A 20,961-nucleotide genomic window follows, 5' to 3' on the forward strand; every position below is an offset into this window, starting at 1 on the left:
CGTGCGCGACGTTGTCGGTCGAGGCATCGCGGTCCTCGGTTTTCTGACCTGTCTGGGCGGAGCCGGCTGGACGGCTTGGATCGTCTGGCAAGGGGTGACGACAGGCCGGGTCTCGGGCAAGCATGGCGCCGTGCATCTCAGGGCCGAGGGCGACGCCTTCTTCTATTCGACCGTGGCGCTGAGCGGCGTCGCCTGTTTGGTTTGGCTGGGTTTGGCGGCCTTCGCGGTCGTGGTTCTGGCGCGTTGGAAGGCATGGTCGTGAACCGGCCGGGGCCGTCGGGCTGGATCAAGCCGATCCTGACGCTGGCGATCGCGATTCTGATCGGCTGGTTCTGCGTGATCGGAGCCCGAGAGATCGTCCAAAGCCTGGATGCCGGGGTGCTGAACAACCGAAAGGGGCCAGACGTTCTGTTGGCGGACCGACCCCTGCTGTTTTGGAGTGTGGTCTGCTTCTATGTGGCGTCGGTTGCGGCCGGGGCGGGCCTGGCGGTCCTGCTGGCCGGCCTTGCAATTCGTGATTTGGTCGGACGCCGAGACTGAGGCCTGCGGCTGGATTGGTCGGGCGATCCTCGCTATCAGGTTCGGCCTCCCGTGCGTTTGGGATCGAGATTGAAATGCGCCACGCGCTGCGGAGACCTGCTTGACCCTGATCATCGCCGTCGACGGACCGGCCGCCTCTGGCAAGGGGACCATCGCCGCGCGTCTGGCCCAGACCTATGGTCTGCCGCATCTGGATACGGGGCTGCTGTACCGGGCCGTGGGCGCAAAGGTTCTGGCGGACGGCGGATCGCTGGATGACGAAGCCGCAGCGACGCAGGCGGCGCGGGGCCTCGACGCGGCGGGTCTGTCGGACGATCCGCGCCTGACGACAGGTGAGGCGGGCGAGGCCGCCAGCCGTGTCGCCAGCTTCGCCGGCGTGCGAGCGGCTCTGCTGGAACTGCAGCAGGCGTTCGCGGCCCAGGCGGGCGGCGCGGTTCTCGACGGACGCGACATCGGCACGGTGATTGCGCCGAACGCTCAGGCCAAATTGTTCGTCACCGCGACGCCCGAGGTGCGGGCCACGCGCCGCTGGAAGCAGCTGACGGCGCGCGGTTCGGACATCGCCTTTGACGCCATGCTGGCCGACATCCAGCGCCGCGACGAGCGCGACGCCGGGCGCGGGGCGGCCCCGATGGTCCAGGCCGACGACGCGGTCTTGCTGGATACGACCGATCTGGGTATAGAGGCCGCCTTCGATGCGGCCCGCCGTATCGTCGAGGCGGCGCGCGCGAAACACGGTCTCTGACCCATTTCGCAAATCCAACGCTCCCACCCTCGGCCTCCGCGGGCGTTTTGATCGTTCTGAACGTTCTCGCATCCCGACGACCTGATTCCACCTTTTCCCATCGCCCCGCGCGCCGCCTTTCGCTGCGTCAGGGGTCCACCTCGCGCGGGATCGTCCTTCGGTTACGCGCCACAGCCCCACTGGAAACACCAGAGCTTCATGTCTGATACTCTCAACCCCACGCGCGACGACTTCTCGGCGCTGCTCGACGAACAACTGTCGGGTCGCGACTTTGGCGAAGGCCAAGTCGTCCACGGCCGCGTCGTCGGCATCGAAAAAGACATCGTCATCATCGACGTTGGTCTGAAGACCGAAGGCCGCATCGCCATGCGCGAATTCGGCCAAGGCGACGACGGCGCCCTGCCCAAGGTCGGCGACAACGTCGAGGTTTACCTGGAGCGCGTCGAGAACGCCCTGGGCGAAGCCGTCATCAGCCGCGACAAGGCCCGTCGCGAAGAAGCCTGGACCCGTCTGGAAGTCGTGTTCGCCGAAGGCCAGCCGGTCAACGGCGCCATCGTCGGTCGCGTCAAGGGCGGCTTCACCGTCGACCTGGGCGGCGCCTCGGCCTTCCTGCCCGGTTCGCAAGTCGACATTCGTCCGGTCCGCGACGTCGGCCCGCTGATGGGCAAGGAACAGCCCTTCGCCATCCTGAAGATGGACCGTCCGCGCGGCAACATCGTCGTGTCGCGTCGCGCCATCCTGGAAGAAGCCCGCGCCGAACAGCGCACGGAACTGGTCGGTCAGCTGGCCGAGGGTGAAGTCCGCGAAGGCGTCGTCAAGAACATCACCGACTACGGCGCGTTCGTCGACCTGGGCGGCATCGACGGCCTGCTGCACGTCACCGACATGTCGTGGAAGCGCGTTTCGCACCCGAGCCAGGTTCTGGCCGTCGGCGACACCGTCAAGGTCCAGATCGTCAAGATCAACCCGGACACCCAGCGTATCTCGCTGGGCATGAAGCAACTGCAGTCGGACCCCTGGGACGGCGTGGAAGCCAAGTATCCGGTCGGCGCCAAGTACACGGGCCGCATCACCAACATCACCGACTACGGCGCCTTCGTGGAGCTGGAAGCCGGTGTCGAGGGCCTGGTGCACGTCTCGGAAATGTCCTGGACCAAGAAGAACGTCCACCCCGGCAAGATCGTCTCGACCTCGCAGGAAGTCGACGTCGTGGTTCTGGATGTCGACGCCTCCAAGCGCCGCATCTCGCTGGGCCTGAAGCAGGCTCAGGACAATCCGTGGGACGCCTTCGTCGCCAACAACCCGATCGGTTCGACCGTCGAGGGCGAAGTCAAGAACGCCACCGAGTTCGGCCTGTTCATCGGCCTGGACAACGACATCGACGGCATGGTGCACCTGTCCGACCTCGACTGGTCGGTGTCGGGTGAAGAGGCCATCCAGCGCTACCGCAAGGGCGAGATGGTCAAGGCCAAGGTCCTGGACGTCGACGTCGAGAAGGAACGCGTCTCGCTGGGCATCAAGCAGCTGGGCGGCGATCCTATCGGCGAGGGCGACACCTATCGCCGCGGCCAGCAGATCACCGTCACCGTGACGGCGATCGAGTCGGGCGGCATCGAGGTCAAGTTCGGTGAAGACGACGCGCCGGTCACGGCCTTCGTTCGCAAGTCGGACCTGTCGCGCGACCGCAACGAGCAACGTCCGGAACGCTTCGCCGTCGGCGACCGCGTCGACGCCATGATCACCGCCGTGGACAAGGCCTCGCGCCGCGTCTCCGTGTCGATCAAGGCGCTGGAAATGAAGGACGAGCAGGAAGCCATCGAACAGTTCGGATCGTCCGATTCGGGCGCTTCGCTGGGCGACATCCTGGGCGCCGCGCTGAAGAACGCCGGCACCAAGGAGTAAGGCTCAAGCCGAAGGGCGCATCGCGTCCTTCGGTCGCCTCGCTCAATCAGCAGAGCGCCGCGCGCTCTGCGATAGCGAAAAGAATGAGGGCGGCGGGAGCAATCCCGTCGCCCTTTTCTCTGTCTGGCACACTGCTGTGTGCACTTCCGGACATTTTTCTTGAGAATGGCGCGCATCATTGTCGGATAAGGGCTTTTTACAGAGCCTGTCGAAGGTTAGGGTGTGGGCTCTGGATCGACGGCGGGCGAAACAGCCCGTCATTCCGAGCTCGCGGGGGCGCAGATGATCAAGTCCGAACTGATCGAGAAGCTTGCAGCGGAAAATACCCACCTGACCCACGCCGAGGTCGAGCGGCTGGTCAATGTGATCCTCAACACCATGACCTCGGCCCTGTCCGAAGGCGGCCGGGTCGAGTTGCGCGGTTTCGGCGCCCTGTCTGTGCGGTCGCGCCCGGCGCGCGCGGGTCGCAATCCGCGTACTGGCGAAACCGTCGAAGTGCCTGCCAAGGCTGTCCCCTTCTTCAAGAGCGGCAAGGAGCTGCGCGAGCGGCTGAACGCCTCGGGCGACGCCTGATCTAACTTTCTCAAGGAAATCTCATGAGCCTGCTGTCGGAGTTTCGCGAGTTCGCGGTCAAGGGCAATGTCGTGGACCTGGCGGTCGGCGTGATCATCGGCGCCGCCTTCAACGGCATCGTCAAAAGCCTGGTCGATCAGGTGGTGATGCCGCCCATCGGCCTGATCACCGGCGGCATCGATTTCTCGGAATTGGAATGGGTGCTGAGGGCTGAGAACCCGGCGACCGAGGCCGTCGAGAAGGTGGCGATCCAATACGGCGCCTTCCTGAACACCGTGATCCAGTTCCTGATCGTCGCCTGGGTCGTCTTCCTTGTGGTCAAGGGCATCAACGCCCTGCGTCGTCAGGAAGCCGCCAAGCCCGATCCGGCGCCCGCCGCGCCGACGGCGACCGAAGCGCTGCTGGCCGAGATCCGCGACGAGCTGAAGGCCCGCCCCAACGCCTGATCAGGCCTTGGACACGCGCCCGCCCAAGGTGGGGCGCGTGACTGCGGCGTCAGCCAAGGGTTTGGGCATCGGCGGCGTGCGCGAACAGATGCCGTAGTCGCCGTCGAACGGTGTCGGCGCCCAGGCGGCCGCCAGCGCAGGATCGTCGATGATGGCGTGGCAGTGTCCCCAGCCGCCTTCGCGCCGCGCCGTCTTCGCCAGATCGCCCAACTGCGCCAGCAAGCGCGGCGTCACCACCTGCAGCCGCACCTTGGTGGCCCCCAGCGCGCGGGCGTTGTCGATTAGCGCCTGGGTCAGAAGCCCAATCGCCTCGGGCGCCGTCTCCAGCGCAATCAGATCGAGAATATCCAGATAGGGCGGCTCGATCAGGCTGGTCTTGGTCATCTGCGCCATGGCCATCCCGACGATGCGGCTGTCTTTGACGCAGGTTAGCATGACCGGCGGCAGGGTCAGGTCGGGGTCCGCCAACCGCCAGCGGAGGATTTCCGGGCTGCGATCCGCCAGCAGACGCTCTTCTTGCGACAGCCGACGCCAGAAGTCCGCATAGGGCGAGGCGTCCGACAAATCGCGCAGCACCGTCACTCCAGCCGGCAGCACCAGCGGCGTCTGGCCAAACACGCGCCCGTTCATCAGCCGCTCGCCCAGATGCGCGGCGGTCTCGGCGGAGGTGCGGCCCAGCAGCAGGCGCAAAACACGACCCTGGGCGCAGGCCAGACGATCGGTGATCCACGACAGCTTCAACCCGTGTGTTTGGGCCGGCCAGGGCTTCATGTCGAATAGGCCGTAAAGCGGCGCCGAGCGTGCATTGGCGTTGAAGGTGTAGCGGGCGAACAGGCCTGGCTGTTTCAAAAAGGTGCGGATCAGCGGCCGGCTGGCGCCCTTCTGGCTGGGCGGCACGATGATCGAAAAGCCGGTGGCGCCGAAGTGGTCCTGGGCGCCGTAGCGAAACCGCTGGATGAAGTTGCCCAGCATGGCGACGGCGTTGTCGTTCTCGTCGGCGACCACCCAGCCGGCCGGCGCGCCCAGCGCCAAACGCGCCGGATTGGCCTCGAGCCAGCGCCATCCGGCCGGCGACCGCTCGGGCCAGCCAACCTGACGATGCAGCCGGTTCAGCGCCTCATGGTCTGGAGCGGCGATCGGTCTGACAGACATCTGGCGCGCCTTCTCATTATGAAACCGTGTGCGTTCCTGCCGGAGCAGAGTAGCAGGAAGGGCGCCATCGGGCGTCACCCAGGGTTGTTTTTCGCTTTCCTCGCGCGTCGCTCGGGCGCCCCGCGACAGCCTTAACACTTGTTCGGATTCGCCCGCTGTGCTGGGTATGCGCCTTTCGCGCGCCCGATAAGCGGCGCGGCAGTTGGGAGTGAGCCGTTGAGGACGGATTTGGGGAAGGCGCGACTTACACGACGCGTGAAGACGATTAGGGGGACGCGCGCATGAACATCGTCGTCGCCCTTGGACTGATCATCACCTTCGCCACGGGCGTGCCGGTGCTGATGCAGATCCTCAAAAACCACCCGCGCGGACTGATCATCCTGTTCTTCGCAGAGATGTGGGAGCGTTTCTCCTACTACGGCATGCGCGGCATCCTGATCTTCTTCCTGACGCAACATTTCCTGTTCGACGACGCCATGGCGGGGTCGACCTACGGCTCCTACACCTCGCTGGTCTATCTGCTGCCCCTGCTGGGCGGCATCATGGCCGACCGCTTCATCGGCACGCGCAAGGCCGTCGCCTTCGGCGCCCTGCTCCTGGTCGCCGGTCACGGCATGATGGCTTTCGAGGGCCGTCCCGCGACCGAAACCCTGACCTACGCCGGTCAGACCTATCAGATCGACGCCGAAGGCCGCGGCGCGGCGCGTGAAGTGTCGATCGTCGTCAACGGCCAGAAATACGCCTTTGAGGCGGCCGAGAACGGCCTGGCGATCGAGAACCTGCCCGCCGCCTCGCCGCTGCCGGCCGTGCTGCCGACCGGCGAATACAAGATCGACGCGACCCGCGACATGGCGGGCGTGAACGTCTTCTATCTGGCGGTGTCCTTCATCATCATGGGCGTCGGCTTCCTGAAGCCCAACATCTCGACCATCGTCGGACAGCTCTATCCGCAAGGTGACCCGCGGCGGGATTCCGGCTTCACCCTCTACTACTACGGCATCAACCTCGGCGCCTTCTGGGCGGCGGTGCTATGCGGCCTTTTGGGTCAGACCGTCGGCTGGTGGGCAGGCTTTGGCCTGGCCGGCGTCGGCATGGCGCTGGGCTGGGTGGTCTTCGTGCTGGGCAAACCCCTGCTGCAAGGCAAGGGCGAGCCTCCGGCCGAAGCCAATCTGAGCAAGCCCATGCTGGGTCCGATCAACCGCGAATGGTCGATCTATCTGCTCAGCATCCTGGGCGTCGGCGTCGTCTGGTTCATGGTTCAGCGAAACGCCCTGGTGGGTTGGGTCCTGGGCGCCGCCACCGTCGCGTCGCTGCTGTTCATCCTCTACGTCATCGTCAAGGTTTGCGAGAACAAGGCGCAGCGTGAGCGGATGATGCTGGCCCTGGTGCTGATCTTCGGGTCGGTCGTCTTCTTCACCCTGTTCGAACAGGCAGGCACCTCGCTGAACCTGTTCGCCGACCGTAACGTCGATCTCAGCATCACCCCGCAGGCGTTCCAGCTTCTGGGCGTCACCGTCGGCACCCCGGCCCAGATCGCCGCCGCCGGTCTCAGCACGTCGGGTCCCTGGATCGACGCCACCATCACGGCGGCCCAGACCCAGTCGTTCAATGCGGGCTTCATCCTGATCTTCGCACCGATCATGGCCGCGCTCTGGTCCTTCCTGGGCAAGCGCAACCTGGACCCCAACCCCACGCTGAAGTTCGGCCTCGGTCTGCTTCAGGTCGGACTGGGCTTCATGATCGTGGTGTGGGGCGCCGGCATGGCCAACTCGGCTTTCCAGATGCCGCTGCTCCTGCTGGGTCTGCTCTATCTGTTCCACACGACCGGCGAGCTGTTCCTGTCGCCGGTGGGCCTGTCGGAAATCACAAAACTGTCCGTCGCCAAGGTGGTCAGCTTCATGATGGCCGTCTGGTTCCTGGCCAGCTCCATCGCCCAATATGTCGGCGGTTGGATCGCCGGCCTGGCGGGTACGGAGACGGTCGGCGGCCAGGTGCTGAACCCGGGCCTTGCGCTGCAGACCTCGCTTGAAGTGTTCAAGCTGCTGGGCCTGTGGGGCATGGGTATCGGCGTGGCCTTCATTGTCATCAGCCACTTCATCAAGGGCTGGTCGCACGGCGCCAATGACGGGGACAACCACCCTGGCCCTGCCCTGAACGATCGCGGTCAGGAAGACGGCAACGTCGCCCGTCCTGCGGCCTCGACGCCTAGCCACTGATCGACGCCTGATCATGGAAAAGCCCCGGCGGAGCGATCCGCCGGGGCTTTTTGCTGCGTGAAGCGCGACCTCAGAAGGTCTTGCGGACCCGCAACGAGACGAAGGTGCGCGGGTCGATAGAGCGCTCCTCGACGAAGGCCACGGTGCGCGGATTGCGGGTGGCGTAGACCGTGCGCTGCTGGGTGAAGTCGTCCCACAGGTTCAGCTGGGCGCGCAGCGACAGGGTCGGGCTGGGCTTGTATTCGACGAAGGCCTCCAGATAGTCCGCGCCGCGCCAGGCGAAGGTCTGGTCCGGATCATAGGTCGCCTGGCCCAGACGCGGCAGCCAGTTGATCCCCCACTGGGTCTTCCACGAGGTGATGTCCTGCTGGAAGCCGACATTGGCCTGGCTGGGACGCACGCCCGAGATGCGGCGGTCCTCGCCCGTGGTCGGGTCGATGACGTTGCTCTTGTTCCAGTCGTTCCGGAAGGTGAAGCGGGCGCCCGAAATCCCGACCTTGTCCAGCGGCACCACGACATTCAGCGACAGCTGATCCAGCGTCCCGTCGCCGATGTTGCCGGTCGCCGAAAGGCCGCCGGGCAGGGGCAGGCGGTCGATCACGTCGATGATGCGGTCGTGGCGATAGCCGATCGAGACCACGCCCTCGCCCCAGAAGCGGCGCTCATAGGACAGCTCGGAAATCCAGCGCTGCTCCGGCTCCAGATCGACGTTGCCGCCGAACACCGTGCCATCGCTCAGCTCAGCCGAGGCGGCGAAGTCGCCGAAGTCCAGTTGACCCAGTTCGCGCTCGAAGCGGAAACGCAGCTGATTGTCGGCCATCGGCGTCCAGGTCGCGAGCAGGCGCGGCTTGGCGAAGAAGAAGCTCTTTTCCTGGTCCGCATCGCCCGACTGGCTGATGGTGGAGGCCTCAAGGCGCACGCCGCCTTCCAGCGTCAGCTTCGGATTGATCCGCCAGGTCGCCTTGCTGAAAGCCTCGCCGCGCGTTTCCTCGACCTTGACCGAGGCGCTGGGCAGGGGAACGCCGACGCCGCCGATGGTGAAGGCCTGGTTCACATCCAGCATATTGTAGGCGATCTCGGCGCCGGCCTCGATTGTCAGGGCGGGCGAGCGTTCGTGACGTACCAGGGCGCGCAGGATGGATTCCGACGAGTCGCCGTTGGATTTGAACTGCTGCTCTGGCGCCGCCGTCCCGTTCAGCGTCTCGTTGCTGCCCGAGACGCTGTCAAAGCTCGAGAACTCGTGGATCAGACGAGTCTCTAGTGTCCAGCGCGGGTTCAGGGTGCGGGTCCAGGTCAGGCCCAACTCACCGGAATCGCCGTCTTCGGCATAGTCGCTGCGGCGCAGGGAGGTTGGCGACGAAAGCTCGGTCCAGTTCTGATAGTCGTTCAGACCATAGCGGGCGGTGCCTTCCAGCTTTCCGCCGAACAACGGGCCGGTGTAGTTGCCGCGAATACCTTGGCCGCCGCCCCAGCCGTCGTTCTCGTACCGCTCGTCGCGGATGACATCGCCGGCGGCGTTGCGACGGACCGACCGGCCGACGCCGTTGGAATCGCTGGATCCCATTCCGTCCGACAGGGTCACGCCCCAGCTGCGATCGCCCTTGTTCTGCGTGAACTGATAGGAGCCGCCATAGATGTCATGGCCGCCTTCGAACAGCATGGCGTTCCAGGTCAGGATCGACTGGCGGCTGTCGGACGTCTTCAGGATGACGTTCACGACGACGGAATAGCCCTGCATGTCGATGCCCGGCGCACCGCCCCGGATCAGTTCGATGCGCTCGACCTGATTGGCCAGGGTCCGACCCAAGACGTTCGAACCCGAATCGTTCTTTGAGGCGGGGCGGTTGTTGTTGATCAGCACATTGCCGACCGCCCCTTCGAAACCGCGCGCGCCCGATCCATTGTCGATGGAGAAGCCGGGGACCCGGTTGACCATGTCGAGCGCCGTATTGGGGCGCTGGGCGGCGAAGAAGTCCGGCGTGAAGACCAGCACGCCGCGCTGGCTGGCGTCGGCCAGGGGCGCCTGGTTGGTCGGGCCGGTCGGCACGGGGGCCTCGGCGACTTGGGGCTTGTCGCCGGCGAATGCGGCGCCGGCGGTGAAAAGCAGGGCGGTGCTGGCCAGCAGCAGGGTCTTTGTCATCGGTCTTCCCCTCGGGTGTTGGCGAGAGGTGTGCCGATCCGGCGCATTCATCTCCAGTTACAAGGCCGCAAGGTGGATTAAATCGACGACATCATTACAGCGATTTCATTACACCAATGACAGTAATGAAGTTTACAGCGGTGTAATGATCAGGCGCTCATCTTTTCTAGTGCTTTTACTTGCCGCGATGGCGCTTACGACCGCGCCTGCTCTCGCGCAAGACGCGCCCTCGGACGCCGTCGAGGATATCGTCGTCACCGCCCGCCGGATCGAGGCGCCGATGTGGGAGGTGCGGCGCGGCGACAGCGTCCTGATCCTGGTCGGATCGATCGACGGTTTGCCCAGAAAGATGGAGTGGCGCACCGACGCTCTCATCTCGGCGGTTGATCGTGCGGACCGCGTTCTGTTTCCCGTCGAGGGGCGGGCCTCGCTGGCCGATGTGGGCCGGCTGATATGGCGATTTCGGACGCTGACCCGTTTGCCGAACGGGCGCACCAGCGCCGACTATCTGTCCCCGGACCTTGAGACCCGGGTCGAAAACCTGAGAGGCGAAGGCCCGACCCGCGACAGCATGCTGATCCTGTCGGGCGATCTGATGGAACTGGGCGGTTACAGTAGCGGAGGGCGTCCGGTGTCCGGCCTGGTTCGTCAGGCGACGCGCGCCAATCGCACGCCCGCTGAACCCGTCGGCATCTTCAGGGGTGACGAGCTGATCGAAAAGGTTCTGACGACGCCGCCGGAACGCTACCTCGACTGCATCGACGCTGCGGCGACGGCGGCGGAGGCCGGGGTCGAGGCGGGCGCGCAACGTGCGGAGAACTGGCGTCTTCGCCGGATTCCGGCGGTATTAGACTCGCCCCTGGAAAAGGCGGCCACGGCCTGTTCCTACTGGTCGGTGATGGCCCAAGCGGACGATCTGCGTCGGATATGGAATAGGGCGGTGGACAAGGCGCTGGCCGAGGCCGGGGTCACCGTCGCTATCGCGCCCTTGCGGCTATTGGCCGAGCCGAACGGCGTATTGGATCGGTTGGAGGCGGAGGGGCTGGAACCGATCGGTCCCGAATGGCGCCCCTCCGCCCCCGCTCAATCGGCGCGCTAGAGCTTACTTGCGTTCCGGAACGGCGTCGCGGGCGGCTTCGCCGATGTTGTCGGCGGCGTTGCCGACGCTCTCGGCCGCGCCGGCGATGGCGTTGTCCTTCACCGCGTCGCTGCGGTTCATGTTCATCAGGAAGTAGCCGATCACCAGCACGGCCAGCAGGCCGACGATCAGGGCGACGATGGCGCCCATGCCGCTGCCGCGACGCTCGACGACCGTGGTGGGCGCCGCGCTGGTTTCAGTGATGCGTTCAACCCGGCCATCGGGATGTTGGACTTCGCGTTCGGTAGGCATGGTGTTTCCTCTCCAGTGTGGCGGGGAAACACGCTTCGTGACGATACGGTTCCGCTCGCTTAGACGGCGGTGCCGCCGACCGTCAGGCCGCCGATCTTGAGGCTGGGTTGGCCGATGCCGACGGGCACGCCTTGTCCGGCCTTGCCGCAGACGCCGACGCCCGGATCGAAGGCGAAGTCGTCGCCGACCATCTGGATCTTGGTCAGGGCCGTCGCCCCGTCGCCGATCAGGGTCGCGCCGCGGACGGGTGCGGTGATCACCCCGTCCTCGATCAGATAGGCCTCATTGCACTGGAACACGAACTTGCCGTTGGTGATATCCACCTGGCCGCCCGAGAAGTTGGCGGCGTAGAGGCCGCGCTTCGTATTGGCGATCATGTCGGCCTTGGAATCCTTGCCGCCCTCCATGAAGGTGTTGGTCATGCGCGGCATCGGCATATGGGCAAAGGACTGGCGCCGGCCGTTGCCGGTCGCGGCCACGCCCAGCTGCCGCGCTGACAGCCGGTCGTGCATCAGCCCGACCATGATCCCGTCCTCGATCAGCACGGTGCGCGAGGTGGGCGTGCCCTCGTCGTCAACCGACAGGGAGCCGCGCCGTCCGGCGATCGAGCCATCGTCCACCACGGTGACGCCGGGGGCGGCGACGCGCTGGCCCATCATGCCGTTGAAGACAGACGAGCCCTTACGGTGGAAGTCGCCCTCGAAGCCGTGGCCGATGGCCTCGTGCAGCAGGACGCCGGGCCAGCCGGCGCCCAGGACCACGTCCATCTCGCCCGCCGGACAGTCGACGGCGTCCAGATTGACGAGGGCCTGACGCAGGGCCTCGTCCACCTGGGCCTGCCAGCGTTCGGGCGCGATCCAGGCCTCGAAGCCTGCCCGGCCGCCGGCGCCGGACGAGGCGCTCTCGCGCTTGCCGTTCTGTTCGACGGTGACGGAGACGTTCAGCCGGACGAGGGGGCGAACATCGCGCACTGCTCGTTCGTCGGCGCGCAGGATTTCGATGGCGCGACGTTCGCCGATCAGGGAGGCGGACACCTGAACTACGCGCGGATCACGGGCGCGCGCCCAGGCGTCGATCTCGGCCAGCAAGGCGATCTTGTCGGAGAAGGCGGGCGAGGCGAGGGGATCGACCTCGCCATACAGTTTCTGATTGGTGGCGCGGGGCCCTTCGGCGACCCGGGCCTCATGCCCTTGTTTGGCCAGAGCCGCGCTGTCGGCGGCGCGACGCAGGGCGGCGGCCGAGATCTCGTTGGCGTGGGCGTAACCGGCCGTCTCGCCTGCTACGACCCGCAGGCCGAAGCCCTCGGTCGCGTCATAGGCGGCGGACTTCAGCCGACCGTCGTCGAACACCAGGCTCTCGCTCTCGGACCGCTCCAGGAACAGTTCGCCGTCGTCGGCGCCGGCCAGGGCCGTTTTCAGGATTGACAGGGCTTCATCAGTATCGACGCCGGCGGCGTCGAGGATGGGCGGCGGGGAGGCGTGAACGGTCATGGCCTGTAGGTAGGGGCTGAAGGCCGTTTCGTCACCTGCCCCGGCGCGCGAAACCGCCGATCAGTCCAGCGGTTGGGGCCGCGTCACCACCGGACCGTCGGGATCGCTGCTCGACGGACGTGCAGCGGTCGGGGCGGGCGTCGGGGCCGTCGGCACGATCACCAGCGGCTCGGTCGTGACGGTCGGAGCCGGCGTGGACGGCGCCGGGGTGGCCGTCGTCGGCGCACGCGTCGTCGGTTGAGTCGTTGCGGCCGGCGCCTGGGGCTGGGCCGGAGTCTGCGTGCGGGGCGTGGCCGTCGTCGCGCGCGGCGTCGTCGTTGCCGGCGTGGAAGCGGCAGGCGTGGGGGGCGTCGTTGTGGTCGTCGCGGCGGGCGCGGGCTGTTGGGTCGCGACGACGGGTGCGGCGTCGGCAGGAATCGTATCGGCCGGCGGGGCGGTCAGAGGCGCACCGGCGGTGACGGCAGGCGTGGACGTCGCCGGCGTCGAGGCGGGACGCATCGCGAACCACAAGCCCCCTCCGGCGACCAGCAGGGCGACCACCCCGACCCCGACATAGAGCGGCAGGCGGGAGGTCTTGGCGGGGGCACGGGCGAAGCTGGGCGTGATCGGCGCAGCGGCCGGCGCGATGGCGGGTCTGGCCGCGACCGCTGGGGCGGCGGCGACGGGTTCGGCCGCGACCGGCTTCGGCGTAGGGGCCGGCGTCGTCTCGAGCGCGGGCAGGGGCCGCACGGTCAGATCGGGTTGAGCGGCCGGCGCCGGCTGCGGCTTGGGCTGCGGCGGCGTTGGAGCCTGAGGTTGAGGCTGGGCCTGGGCCGGGCGCGCCGTCGGGATCAGCGAACCGCCCAGAATGCTTGCCCCCTGCGGACGGGGCGCGGTACGCGGCGCCGGATTGGCGGGCGTTGTCTGACCCTTGGCCGGCGCGACGCCGGAGGCCAGGCTCTGGGTGTGGATCGAGGCCTGCTGCTGTTGCGGCGTGGGCTTGCGCGGCGGCGGATTGGGAATCCGGTCCAGCGGATTGGGCGCGACCGGCACCGGCCCGACGTGGAAAGTCGTCGCGGGCATGCGCCCCCAGGTCACCGGCTTGCGGGCGAAGGGCTGGGGCGGGGTCTTCTGGTCGTCGGACATGGTCTTCTCAATCGCTGGCGATCTGGCCCGTTTCGTGACGGATCAGTTCTTGAGCCGGTAGCCGGTCTTGAACATCCACATGACGATGCCCAGGCAGACGGCAAAGAAGCCCAGGGTGGCGGCGACGCTGACGCCGATGGCCACATCGCCTTGACCATAAAAGGCCCAGCGGAAGCCCGAGATCAGATAGACCACAGGGTTGAACAGCGTCACCGTGCGCCAGCCGTCCGGCAGCATGTCGATGGAATAGAAGGCGCCGCCTAGGAAGGTCAGGGGCGTCACGACCAGCATCGGGATCATCTGAAGCTGCTCGAACCCATTGGCCCAGACCCCGATGATGAAGCCGAACAGGCTGAAGGTCACCGAAATCAGGATCAGGAAGGCCATCATCCAGACTGGATGCAGGATCTGCAGCGGCACGAAGAAGGCCGCCGTCGCCAGAATGATCAGGCCCAGCACCGCCGACTTGGTCGCCGCCGCGCCGACATAGGCCAGCACGATCTCCAGCGACGACACCGGCGCCGACAGGATCTCGTAGATCGTCCCCGTGAACTTGGGGAAGTAGATGCCGAACGAGGCGTTGAAGATCGATTGGGTGAACAGGCTGAGCATGATCAGGCCCGGCACGATGAAGGCGCCGTAGGGCACGCCGTCCACCTGCTGCATCCGGCTGCCGATCGCGCCGCCGAAGACGACGAAATACAGGGCCGTGGTGATCACCGGCGTGACCACGCTCTGCCATAGGGTGCGCAGCGCACGCGCCATTTCGAAGCGATAGATGGCCCAGACGCCGTATCCGTTGAAGGTCATGCCGCGGCTCCGTTCTGGTGGACCAGGCTGACGAAGATGTCTTCCAGCGAGCTCTGGCGGGTGTTCAAGTCCTTGAAGCCGATGTTCAGCGCCTCAAGCCGGCGGATCAGCGACGGCACGCCCGTATCGTCGGCGTTGGCGTCGAAACTGTATTCCAGCTCGCCGCCCTCGTTCTTCAGCGTCAGGTCCCAGTCGGACAGGTCGGCGGGCAGGGCGCCCAACGGCTCGATCAGGTTCAGCGTCAGGGTCTTCTTGCCCAGCTTCTTCATCAGGGCCGACTTCTCCTCGACCAGGATCAGCTCACCCTTCAGGATCACGCCCACCCGGTCGGCCATCTCCTCTGCCTCTTCGATGTAGTGCGTGGTCAGGATGATGGTCACGCCGCGCTCGCGCAGCTTCCTGACCATCGCCCACATGTCGCGGCGCAGCTCGACGTCGACCCCGGCGGTCGGCTCGTCCAGGAACAGGATGTCCGGCTCGTGGCTCAGGGCCTTGGCGATCATCACCCGCCGCTTCATTCCGCCCGACAGGGTCATGATCTTGGCGTCGCGCTTGTCCCACAGCGACAGGTCCTTCAGCACGCTCTCGATGAAGGCGGGGTTCGGCGCCTTGCCGAACAGGCCCCGACTGAAGGTGACGGTGGCCAGCACGGTCTCGAAGGCGTCGGTGGTCAGCTCCTGCGGCACCAGACCGATCTTGGTGCGGGCGGCGCGGAAATCGGACTGGATGTCATGGCCGTCGGCGACCACGGTCCCGGTCGTGGGGGTGACGATGCCGCAGACGATGGAAATCAGCGTGGTCTTGCCTGCGCCGTTTGGACCCAGCAGGGCGAAAATCTCGCCCTTGTCGATCGTCAGGTCGATGCGCTTCAGCGCCTGATGCCCCGACTTGTAGGTCTTGGTCAGGCCGTCGATCTCGATTACGGGCATGGGCTTTCCTTTCCGGCGCGCGCGGCGGCGCGGGCCGGGTGTGGCGGCAATATGGCGTGCCTTACGCCTGACTCAAGTGGCGGCGCCGCTCAATAGACGCCAAGTCGTTGTTAACCCGATTGTCGCACGGTGCCGGCCTGAGTTGAGTTTTGGCAGGAGCTTTCGTGCCGTCCCTGTCCGCCGCCCACCACGCCGCTCTGACGGCGATCGTCGAGGCCTGTCCCGACGCATCGCTGGGGATGCTGGGCGCAGCTGTGGCGGCGCTGAAGGGCGACAAGGCGGCCGAACTGGCGAACATCGTCGCCGCAGAGGCGCGCGATCGCGCCCGTCGCGGCACGGCCTTCGCTCCACTGCTGCCGCTGTTTCAGCCGCGCGCCGACGGCGTGCCGGCCTTGACCTTTCCGCCTCCGGTTCTGAAACGGGTCTGGCGCGAGGCGGTGCGGGGCGAGGAGGATTTCCTGCCCCTGCTTGACGGCGCCGTGGCCGTGGACGGGGAATGGACCCTGGCCGCCGATCGGCTGTGCGCAAAGGCGGCCGCCGTGCTGCGCGACCGGCCGCGCGACGTCTGGCCTGAGTTTCAGCGTCCCGCCGACGACCAGCCGCCATCCACTCCGGTCGAACTGGCCGGCTGTTTCGACCTGACGCCTCTGGCCCGCAGCGCCCTGCCGCGCCTGCCCGTCTGGCTGGAACGCCCCGACGACAACCAGCTGGCGGGGCTGAGGCTGCTGATCCAGGACTGTCTGGCGATGTCGCCGGACGGCGGGCGGCGCATGATCGACATCCTGTTCGCCCATGTGGCGGACGCCGAGCGGATGCTGCGAGTCGTGACGCGGACCAGCCGCCTCGCCGACCGTGAAATCACCCTCAGCCATTCCGATATGGGCGTCTTCGTCGAGCGGCTGCTGACTTCCGTTCAGGCGCGGGTGCAGAAGATCGCCGCCGTGGTCCGATCGTCGCTGGGCGAGACCGCGATGCTGGGCGTGGTGGACGACGTCAACTGGTGCGCCGGCGTGTTGGCCGAGATGGACCTCAGCCTGCAGGTGCGGCCCGGCTCAAGCTGGGGCAAGGCGGCGCGGATGGCGCGGGTCCAGGTGTCGGGCCAGCTTTCGGGTCTGATGAAGTCCGCCTCCAGCGCCGTCCACGCCGCCCTGCCGATGAAGCGTCAGGTCATCACCGGCCGCATGACGCGTATGTCGCCCTGGCTGGAGGCGCCGGCCGATGGCGAACCGATCGAGGCGGCGGCGGCCTTGCTGGCGGCGGTGACGGCCCTGCGCGGCGCGGCCGTCACCTTCGGCTGTGAAGCCGATCGCTCGGGATTGAAGGCCGACCTGACCGACTACCTCTCCACCTGGTCCGACGAGGCGCTGAACAGTCTGTCGGACGGCGACGCCGAAAATCCCGACCATGTGCTGCGTCTGATCGGGGTCGCGGCGCGGTTCCTGACCGTGATCGAGGCGCTGGAGGCGGCGCGCGCGGTCAGGCGACGCGCGGCCTCGGCGGAAATGGCGCGGCTGGGTTGAAACGACGCCTCGCCCGACGTTCGCGGATGGGTTAGACGGCGAGGATGATCGTCTTCTGGACAATGATGGGACTGGCGGCGGCCCTGGCCGCCCTGCTGGTGCTGACCGGCGCGCGACGCGGCGCCGATCCGGCGGCCGGGGCCGAAACCCAGGCCGGCTCGCGCGAGATCGAGGAACTGGATCGGTTGAAGGCGCGCGGCCTGCTGGACGAGGCGGCCTATGCGGGGGCGCGCGCCGAGGCGGGGCGGCGGCTTCTGGCCGTTTCGGCGACCACGACCCCGGTGGCTGGCGCCCGCGATCGGTTCTGGGTGCTGGGCGGGATCGGCGTGACCGTCGCGGCTGCTCTTGGCCTCTATGTTTTCACCGGCTCGCCCGGCCTGCCGGATCAGGCCTATGAACGGCGGGTGGATGACTGGGCGGCCAATCTGGATCGGCTGGAGCCGGCTCAGTTGGCGGCGGTGACCGCGCGGGTCGTTCAGGAGCGGCCCAAGGATCGGCAGGCGCTGGCCATGCTGGGCGCGGCCCGCTTCGCCGCCGGCGATCCGCTGGGCGCCGCCTCCGCCTTTCGCCGTCTGATCGCCCTGGACCCTCGTGACGCCCAGGCCTGGGCGCGGCTGGGCGAAAGCCTGGTCGTCGCCAATGACAACCAGATCGGCGGCGACGCCGAGGCCGCCTTCCGCGAGGCCTTGAAACTGGACCCCGATCAACTCGGCGCGCGGTTCTTCCTGGGTGAGGCGGCGCTGCGGCGCGGCGACGCCGCCGGGGCGCGCACCCTGTGGACGCCTCTGATCGCCGCGCTCGACCCGGCCGATCCGCGCCGTCTGGATCTGGAACGCCGACTGCCGAAGGGCGGCGCGCAATGACGCGTTGGTCCTGCGCGACGACGGCGGTATATGCCGCCGGTCCGTCCCTGGAATCCGGAATGTCCGTCGCATGAGCTGGCTGCCCAAATCGCCGAAGGCGCGTCGCCGCCTGTGGGTCGTCGCCGCCGTGGCGCCGATCCTGGCGCTGGCGGTCGGCCTGTCGCTGTGGGCGATGCAGGACAGCGTGACCTTCTTCTATTCGCCGTCCGAGGCCACCGCCGACAAGGCGCCGGAGGGCCGCAACATCCGCCTGGGCGGTCTGGTCGAAGCCGGAAGCGTGCGAAAGACCGGCGACGGCGTGGTCGCCTTCGTCGTCACCGACAACGCCGCCACGACCCGCGTCGTCTATCACGGCGACCTGCCCGACCTGTTCCGCGAAGGGCAGGGGATCGTGGCGCAAGGGGCCTTCGGCGCCGACCGCACCTTCCACGCCAGCCAGGTTCTGGCCAAGCACGACGAGAATTATATGCCGCGCGAGGTCGCCGACCGTCTGAAGGAAAAGGGCGAGTGGCGGCCTGAGACGGCGCCGGCCGCGACCAAGTCCGTCCCCCTATGATCGCCGAGCTTGGGGCCTTCGCCTTGGCGCTGGCGCTGGCGCTGTCGATTCTGCAGACGGGGCTTTCGGCGGCCGGACGCGCGCGGCGCAGCCCGGTCCTGGCCGGGGCCGCCCAGGGCGCGGCTCTGGCGGCTGCGGCGGCGGTCGCGCTCAGTTTCGCAGCCCTGATCTACGCCTTCGTCGTCTCCGACTTTTCGGTCTCCAACGTCGCGGCCAACAGCCACACCGACAAGCCGATGCTCTACAAGGTCGCCGGCGCCTGGGGCAGCCACGAGGGGTCGCTTCTGCTTTGGTGCCTGGTGCTGACGGTGTTCGGCGGGGCGCTGGCGCGGGCACGCGGCCTGCCGTTCGGGCTGAAGGCCTCGGCCGTGGCGGTGCAGGGCGCGCTGGGGTCGCTGTTCCTGGCCTTCGCCGTCTTCACCTCCAGCCCCTTCACCCGCCTGGACCCCGCGCCGTTACAGGGCGCGTCGCTGAACCCGCTGCTGCAGGACCCGGCCCTGGCCGTGCATCCGCCGCTGCTCTACGCCGGCTACGTCGGATTTTCGGTCTGCTTTTCCCTGGCCGTCGCGGCGTTGGTCGAGGGACGGGCGCAGACCGCCTTCTGGCCCGCCTGGGGGCGCTGGGTCCGACCTTGGGCGCTGGCCAGCTGGGCCTTCCTGACCGTCGGCATCACCCTGGGTTCTTTCTGGGCCTATTATGAGCTGGGCTGGGGCGGCTGGTGGTTCTGGGACCCGGTCGAGAACGCCTCCTTCATGCCCTGGCTTGCGGGCGCGGCCCTGTTGCATAGCGCGGTCGTGACCGAGCGACGCGGCGCGCTGGCCGGCTGGACCGTGTTTCTGGCCCTGCTGGCCTTCACCTTCTCCACGCTGGGCGCCTTTTTGGTGCGCTCGGGCGTGCTGACATCCGTCCATGCCTTCGCCGTCGATCCCCAGCGCGGGCTGATGCTGCTGGCCATTCTCGGGATCACAGCCGGCGCCGCCTTCGCCCTGTTCGCCTGGCGCGCGCCCCAGCTGAAGGGCGGCGGTCTGTTCGCGCCGGTCAGCCGCGAGGGGGCGCTGGTCCTGAACAATCTGTTCCTGACGGCGGCGGCCGCGACCGTCTTGCTGGGCACCCTCTATCCGCTGATCCTGGAAGCGGCGTCCGGCGCGACCATCTCGGTCGGCCCGCCCTATTTCGCCGCCACCTTCACCCCGCTGATGATGGTCGCCTTCCTGATCCTGCCAACCGGGCCGCTGCTGGCCTGGAAGCGGGGAGACCTGCCCGGCGCGATGCAGCGTCTGGCGGTCGCGGGGGGTCTGGCGATCGTCGGCGCGCTTGCGGCCTACGCCCTATGGGAGCCGAAGAAGGCCTTCGCCGCCGCCGGCATCGGCCTGGGCGCCTGGCTGATCCTGGGATCGCTGTCCGAGGTCGCGGAGCGCACGCGCCTGTTCCGCGCCTCGATGGCCGAGACGCTGCGCCGACTGAAAGGGCTGCCGCTGGGCGCCTGGGGCATGACCCTGGCGCATCTGGGTCTGGGCGTCTTCATCCTTGGGGCGGTGGTCGAGACGGGCTTCAAGGCCGAGGCCGCCCGCGCCGTCTCGTTGGGCCAGAGCGTGTCCGCCGGACCCTGGACCGTCACCCTGGACGACGTGCGCGTCGTCGAGGGACCAAACTATCTGGCCGAGCAGGGCCGACTGACCGTGCGCGCCACGAACGATCAGGGCCGCGCCAGCACCGTGACCGCCGAGCGCCGCTTCTTCCCCGCGGGTGGCCAGACCACGACCGAGGTCGGGCTCGATTTCCGGGGCCTAGACGACGTCTATGTCGTGATCGGCGAACGCGCGGGCAGTCCCGAACAGCCGGCCTGGGTCGTGCGTCTGTACTGGAACCCTTGGGCGCGACTGATCTTCCTGGGACCGATGATCATGGCGCTGGGCGGGGTGTTGTCGTTGCTGGATCGTCGACTCAGGCTCGGGATCGGCGCGCGCCGACGCAAGACCGCATGAAGCGCCTGGCGATCCTGCTGGCCGCGCCGCTCGTGGCGCTGATGCTGACGGCGGCCGAGCCGCCCGCCGCACCCGACCGTCCCCTGGCCGATGCGACCCAGGAGGCCCGCGCCCAGGCCCTGTTCAAGGATGTGCGCTGCGTCGTCTGCCAGCACGAGGCCATCGCCGACAGCCCGGCGGGCGTCGCCGGCGACATGCGCCGCCTGATCCGCGAGGAGATTGCGGCCGGCGCCTCGGATCAGGCCGTGCGCGACGATCTGGTGCGGCGCTTCGGCGACTATGTGCTGTTCACCCCGCCGGTCAGGGCGGGGACCTGGCTGCTGTGGTTCGGCCCGTTCGCCCTGTTGCTGCTGGCCGCCGCCGTTCTGGCCCTGCGCGCACGCCGTCGTCCGGTTGAGACCGTCCCCCTGACGCCCGAAGAAGAACGCCGACTGGACGAAGTTCTACGAAATGAGAAGCTTCGCCGCGATCCTGACGCAACCTCGCCTCACGACGGGCGCTAGTCGAGATCAACGATCGGCGGTCGGGATTGGCGCAAAGCCGGTTCGGCCTATATCAATCGCGAAACCGGCGCCCGTC

Annotated in this window: 20 protein-coding genes; 13 read left to right on the forward strand and 7 right to left on the reverse strand. The window is 67.5% G+C overall.

The annotated features are described in order from the left end of the window. The first annotated feature begins 1 nt into the window (after position 1). From PFY01_RS04510 to mscL, 6 genes are all read left to right on the forward strand, one after another. Positions 2–262, forward strand: a complete 261-nt coding sequence (locus PFY01_RS04510; RefSeq protein WP_271042580.1) for a hypothetical protein — start codon at positions 2–4, stop codon at positions 260–262. Beyond that, positions 259–540, forward strand: a complete 282-nt coding sequence (locus PFY01_RS04515) for a hypothetical protein (protein ID WP_271042581.1) — start codon at positions 259–261, stop codon at positions 538–540. Before PFY01_RS04510 ends, PFY01_RS04515 begins: the two co-directional genes overlap by 4 nt. 100 nt (positions 541–640) lie before the next feature. After that, positions 641–1,285, forward strand: coding sequence for a (d)CMP kinase (gene cmk, locus PFY01_RS04520; protein ID WP_165115386.1), 645 nt, complete (start codon positions 641–643; stop codon positions 1,283–1,285). 198 nt (positions 1,286–1,483) lie between these two features. Continuing rightward, positions 1,484–3,187, forward strand: a complete 1,704-nt coding sequence (gene rpsA / locus PFY01_RS04525; RefSeq protein ID WP_066552585.1) for a 30S ribosomal protein S1 — start codon at positions 1,484–1,486, stop codon at positions 3,185–3,187. A 282-nt stretch (positions 3,188–3,469) separates the two neighbouring features. Then, positions 3,470–3,760, forward strand: coding sequence for an integration host factor subunit beta (locus PFY01_RS04530; RefSeq protein ID WP_039244165.1), 291 nt, complete (start codon positions 3,470–3,472; stop codon positions 3,758–3,760). Positions 3,761–3,783: 23 nt separating this feature from the next. Then, positions 3,784–4,206 carry a large-conductance mechanosensitive channel protein MscL gene (gene mscL / locus PFY01_RS04535; protein ID WP_066624021.1) on the forward strand — a complete coding sequence of 141 codons (423 nt, stop codon included), beginning with the start codon at positions 3,784–3,786 and terminating at the stop codon, positions 4,204–4,206. On the opposite strand, the gene PFY01_RS04540 is transcribed toward mscL, so the two are convergent. Next, entirely contained in the window at positions 4,207–5,358 is a 1,152-nt protein-coding gene (locus PFY01_RS04540) for an N-acetyltransferase (RefSeq protein ID WP_271042582.1), read from the reverse strand. It abuts the gene before it with no gap. Positions 5,359–5,639: 281 nt separating this feature from the next. On the opposite strand from PFY01_RS04540, the gene PFY01_RS04545 reads away from it, so the two are divergent. Continuing rightward, positions 5,640–7,574 carry a peptide MFS transporter gene (locus PFY01_RS04545; protein ID WP_066624011.1) on the forward strand — a complete coding sequence of 645 codons (1,935 nt, stop codon included), beginning with the start codon at positions 5,640–5,642 and terminating at the stop codon, positions 7,572–7,574. Between the two features lie 70 nt (positions 7,575–7,644). Here the strand turns inward: PFY01_RS04545 and PFY01_RS04550 are convergent, their stop codons facing one another. Then, positions 7,645–9,714, reverse strand: coding sequence for a TonB-dependent receptor plug domain-containing protein (locus PFY01_RS04550; protein ID WP_271042583.1), 2,070 nt, complete (start codon positions 9,712–9,714; stop codon positions 7,645–7,647). Between the two features lie 187 nt (positions 9,715–9,901). On the opposite strand from PFY01_RS04550, the gene PFY01_RS04555 reads away from it, so the two are divergent. Continuing rightward, positions 9,902–10,813, forward strand: a complete 912-nt coding sequence (locus tag PFY01_RS04555; RefSeq protein ID WP_271042584.1) for a TraB/GumN family protein — start codon at positions 9,902–9,904, stop codon at positions 10,811–10,813. 3 nt (positions 10,814–10,816) lie between these two features. Here PFY01_RS04555 and PFY01_RS04560 read toward each other — a convergent pair whose 3' ends face one another. Genes PFY01_RS04560 through PFY01_RS04580 form a run of 5 tightly spaced genes read right to left on the reverse strand, consistent with a single transcriptional unit; the run spans position 10,817 to position 15,458 of the window. Next, positions 10,817–11,104 carry a hypothetical protein gene (locus tag PFY01_RS04560; RefSeq protein ID WP_045809440.1) on the reverse strand — a complete coding sequence of 96 codons (288 nt, stop codon included), beginning with the start codon at positions 11,102–11,104 and terminating at the stop codon, positions 10,817–10,819. A 59-nt stretch (positions 11,105–11,163) separates the two neighbouring features. Then, a complete protein-coding gene (gene tldD / locus PFY01_RS04565) occupies positions 11,164–12,594 on the reverse strand; it encodes a metalloprotease TldD (RefSeq protein WP_271042585.1) in 1,431 nt (476 codons plus the stop codon). A gap of 60 nt (positions 12,595–12,654) precedes the next feature. Then, complete coding sequence (locus tag PFY01_RS04570) at positions 12,655–13,719, reverse strand: hypothetical protein (RefSeq protein WP_271042586.1); 1,065 nt, start codon at positions 13,717–13,719, stop codon at positions 12,655–12,657. A 42-nt stretch (positions 13,720–13,761) separates the two neighbouring features. Beyond that, positions 13,762–14,529 carry an ABC transporter permease gene (locus tag PFY01_RS04575; RefSeq protein WP_039244173.1) on the reverse strand — a complete coding sequence of 256 codons (768 nt, stop codon included), beginning with the start codon at positions 14,527–14,529 and terminating at the stop codon, positions 13,762–13,764. Further along, complete coding sequence (locus PFY01_RS04580) at positions 14,526–15,458, reverse strand: ABC transporter ATP-binding protein (RefSeq protein WP_271042587.1); 933 nt, start codon at positions 15,456–15,458, stop codon at positions 14,526–14,528. The genes PFY01_RS04575 and PFY01_RS04580 overlap by 4 nt, the downstream gene beginning before the upstream one ends. Positions 15,459–15,622: 164 nt before the next feature. Between PFY01_RS04580 and PFY01_RS04585 the strand changes: the two genes are divergently transcribed. The 5 genes from PFY01_RS04585 to PFY01_RS04605 all read left to right on the forward strand — a co-directional run bounded on the left by PFY01_RS04585 (position 15,623) and on the right by PFY01_RS04605 (position 20,885). After that, positions 15,623–16,978 (forward strand): hypothetical protein, encoded by a 1,356-nt coding sequence (locus tag PFY01_RS04585; protein ID WP_271042588.1) that lies wholly within the window; start codon positions 15,623–15,625, stop codon positions 16,976–16,978. 44 nt (positions 16,979–17,022) lie between these two features. Further along, positions 17,023–17,841 carry a c-type cytochrome biogenesis protein CcmI gene (gene ccmI / locus PFY01_RS04590; protein ID WP_271042589.1) on the forward strand — a complete coding sequence of 273 codons (819 nt, stop codon included), beginning with the start codon at positions 17,023–17,025 and terminating at the stop codon, positions 17,839–17,841. Between the two features lie 70 nt (positions 17,842–17,911). Further along, positions 17,912–18,397 (forward strand): cytochrome c maturation protein CcmE, encoded by a 486-nt coding sequence (gene ccmE / locus PFY01_RS04595; RefSeq protein ID WP_271042590.1) that lies wholly within the window; start codon positions 17,912–17,914, stop codon positions 18,395–18,397. Next, on the forward strand, positions 18,394–20,382 hold the full coding sequence (locus PFY01_RS04600) for a heme lyase CcmF/NrfE family subunit (RefSeq protein ID WP_271042591.1): 1,989 nt from the start codon (positions 18,394–18,396) through the stop codon (positions 20,380–20,382). The genes ccmE and PFY01_RS04600 overlap by 4 nt, the downstream gene beginning before the upstream one ends. Beyond that, positions 20,379–20,885 (forward strand): cytochrome c-type biogenesis protein, encoded by a 507-nt coding sequence (locus PFY01_RS04605; protein ID WP_271042592.1) that lies wholly within the window; start codon positions 20,379–20,381, stop codon positions 20,883–20,885. The genes PFY01_RS04600 and PFY01_RS04605 overlap by 4 nt, the downstream gene beginning before the upstream one ends. The last annotated feature ends 76 nt before the right edge of the window (positions 20,886–20,961 follow it).

The sequence above is a fragment of the Brevundimonas vesicularis genome (assembly GCF_027886425.1).
Lineage (GTDB): Bacteria > Pseudomonadota > Alphaproteobacteria > Caulobacterales > Caulobacteraceae > Brevundimonas > Brevundimonas vesicularis_C.

What these genes read in the sequence shown, in the direction of transcription:
- PFY01_RS04560 (WP_045809440.1), bottom strand. Translation starts at nt 11,104, where the DNA reads ATGCCTACCGAACGCGAAGTCCAACATCCCGATGGCCGGGTTGAACGC.
- PFY01_RS04555 (WP_271042584.1), top strand. Translation starts at nt 9,902, where the DNA reads ATGGCGCTTACGACCGCGCCTGCTCTCGCGCAAGACGCGCCCTCGGAC.
- PFY01_RS04570 (WP_271042586.1), bottom strand. Translation starts at nt 13,719, where the DNA reads ATGTCCGACGACCAGAAGACCCCGCCCCAGCCCTTCGCCCGCAAGCCG.
- ccmE (WP_271042590.1), top strand. Translation starts at nt 17,912, where the DNA reads ATGAGCTGGCTGCCCAAATCGCCGAAGGCGCGTCGCCGCCTGTGGGTC.
- PFY01_RS04580 (WP_271042587.1), bottom strand. Translation starts at nt 15,458, where the DNA reads ATGCCCGTAATCGAGATCGACGGCCTGACCAAGACCTACAAGTCGGGG.
- PFY01_RS04550 (WP_271042583.1), bottom strand. Translation starts at nt 9,714, where the DNA reads ATGACAAAGACCCTGCTGCTGGCCAGCACCGCCCTGCTTTTCACCGCC.
- PFY01_RS04600 (WP_271042591.1), top strand. Translation starts at nt 18,394, where the DNA reads ATGATCGCCGAGCTTGGGGCCTTCGCCTTGGCGCTGGCGCTGGCGCTG.
- mscL (WP_066624021.1), top strand. Translation starts at nt 3,784, where the DNA reads ATGAGCCTGCTGTCGGAGTTTCGCGAGTTCGCGGTCAAGGGCAATGTC.
- PFY01_RS04540 (WP_271042582.1), bottom strand. Translation starts at nt 5,358, where the DNA reads ATGTCTGTCAGACCGATCGCCGCTCCAGACCATGAGGCGCTGAACCGG.
- PFY01_RS04575 (WP_039244173.1), bottom strand. Translation starts at nt 14,529, where the DNA reads ATGACCTTCAACGGATACGGCGTCTGGGCCATCTATCGCTTCGAAATG.
- PFY01_RS04530 (WP_039244165.1), top strand. Translation starts at nt 3,470, where the DNA reads ATGATCAAGTCCGAACTGATCGAGAAGCTTGCAGCGGAAAATACCCAC.
- tldD (WP_271042585.1), bottom strand. Translation starts at nt 12,594, where the DNA reads ATGACCGTTCACGCCTCCCCGCCGCCCATCCTCGACGCCGCCGGCGTC.
- PFY01_RS04605 (WP_271042592.1), top strand. Translation starts at nt 20,379, where the DNA reads ATGAAGCGCCTGGCGATCCTGCTGGCCGCGCCGCTCGTGGCGCTGATG.
- ccmI (WP_271042589.1), top strand. Translation starts at nt 17,023, where the DNA reads ATGATCGTCTTCTGGACAATGATGGGACTGGCGGCGGCCCTGGCCGCC.
- rpsA (WP_066552585.1), top strand. Translation starts at nt 1,484, where the DNA reads ATGTCTGATACTCTCAACCCCACGCGCGACGACTTCTCGGCGCTGCTC.
- PFY01_RS04545 (WP_066624011.1), top strand. Translation starts at nt 5,640, where the DNA reads ATGAACATCGTCGTCGCCCTTGGACTGATCATCACCTTCGCCACGGGC.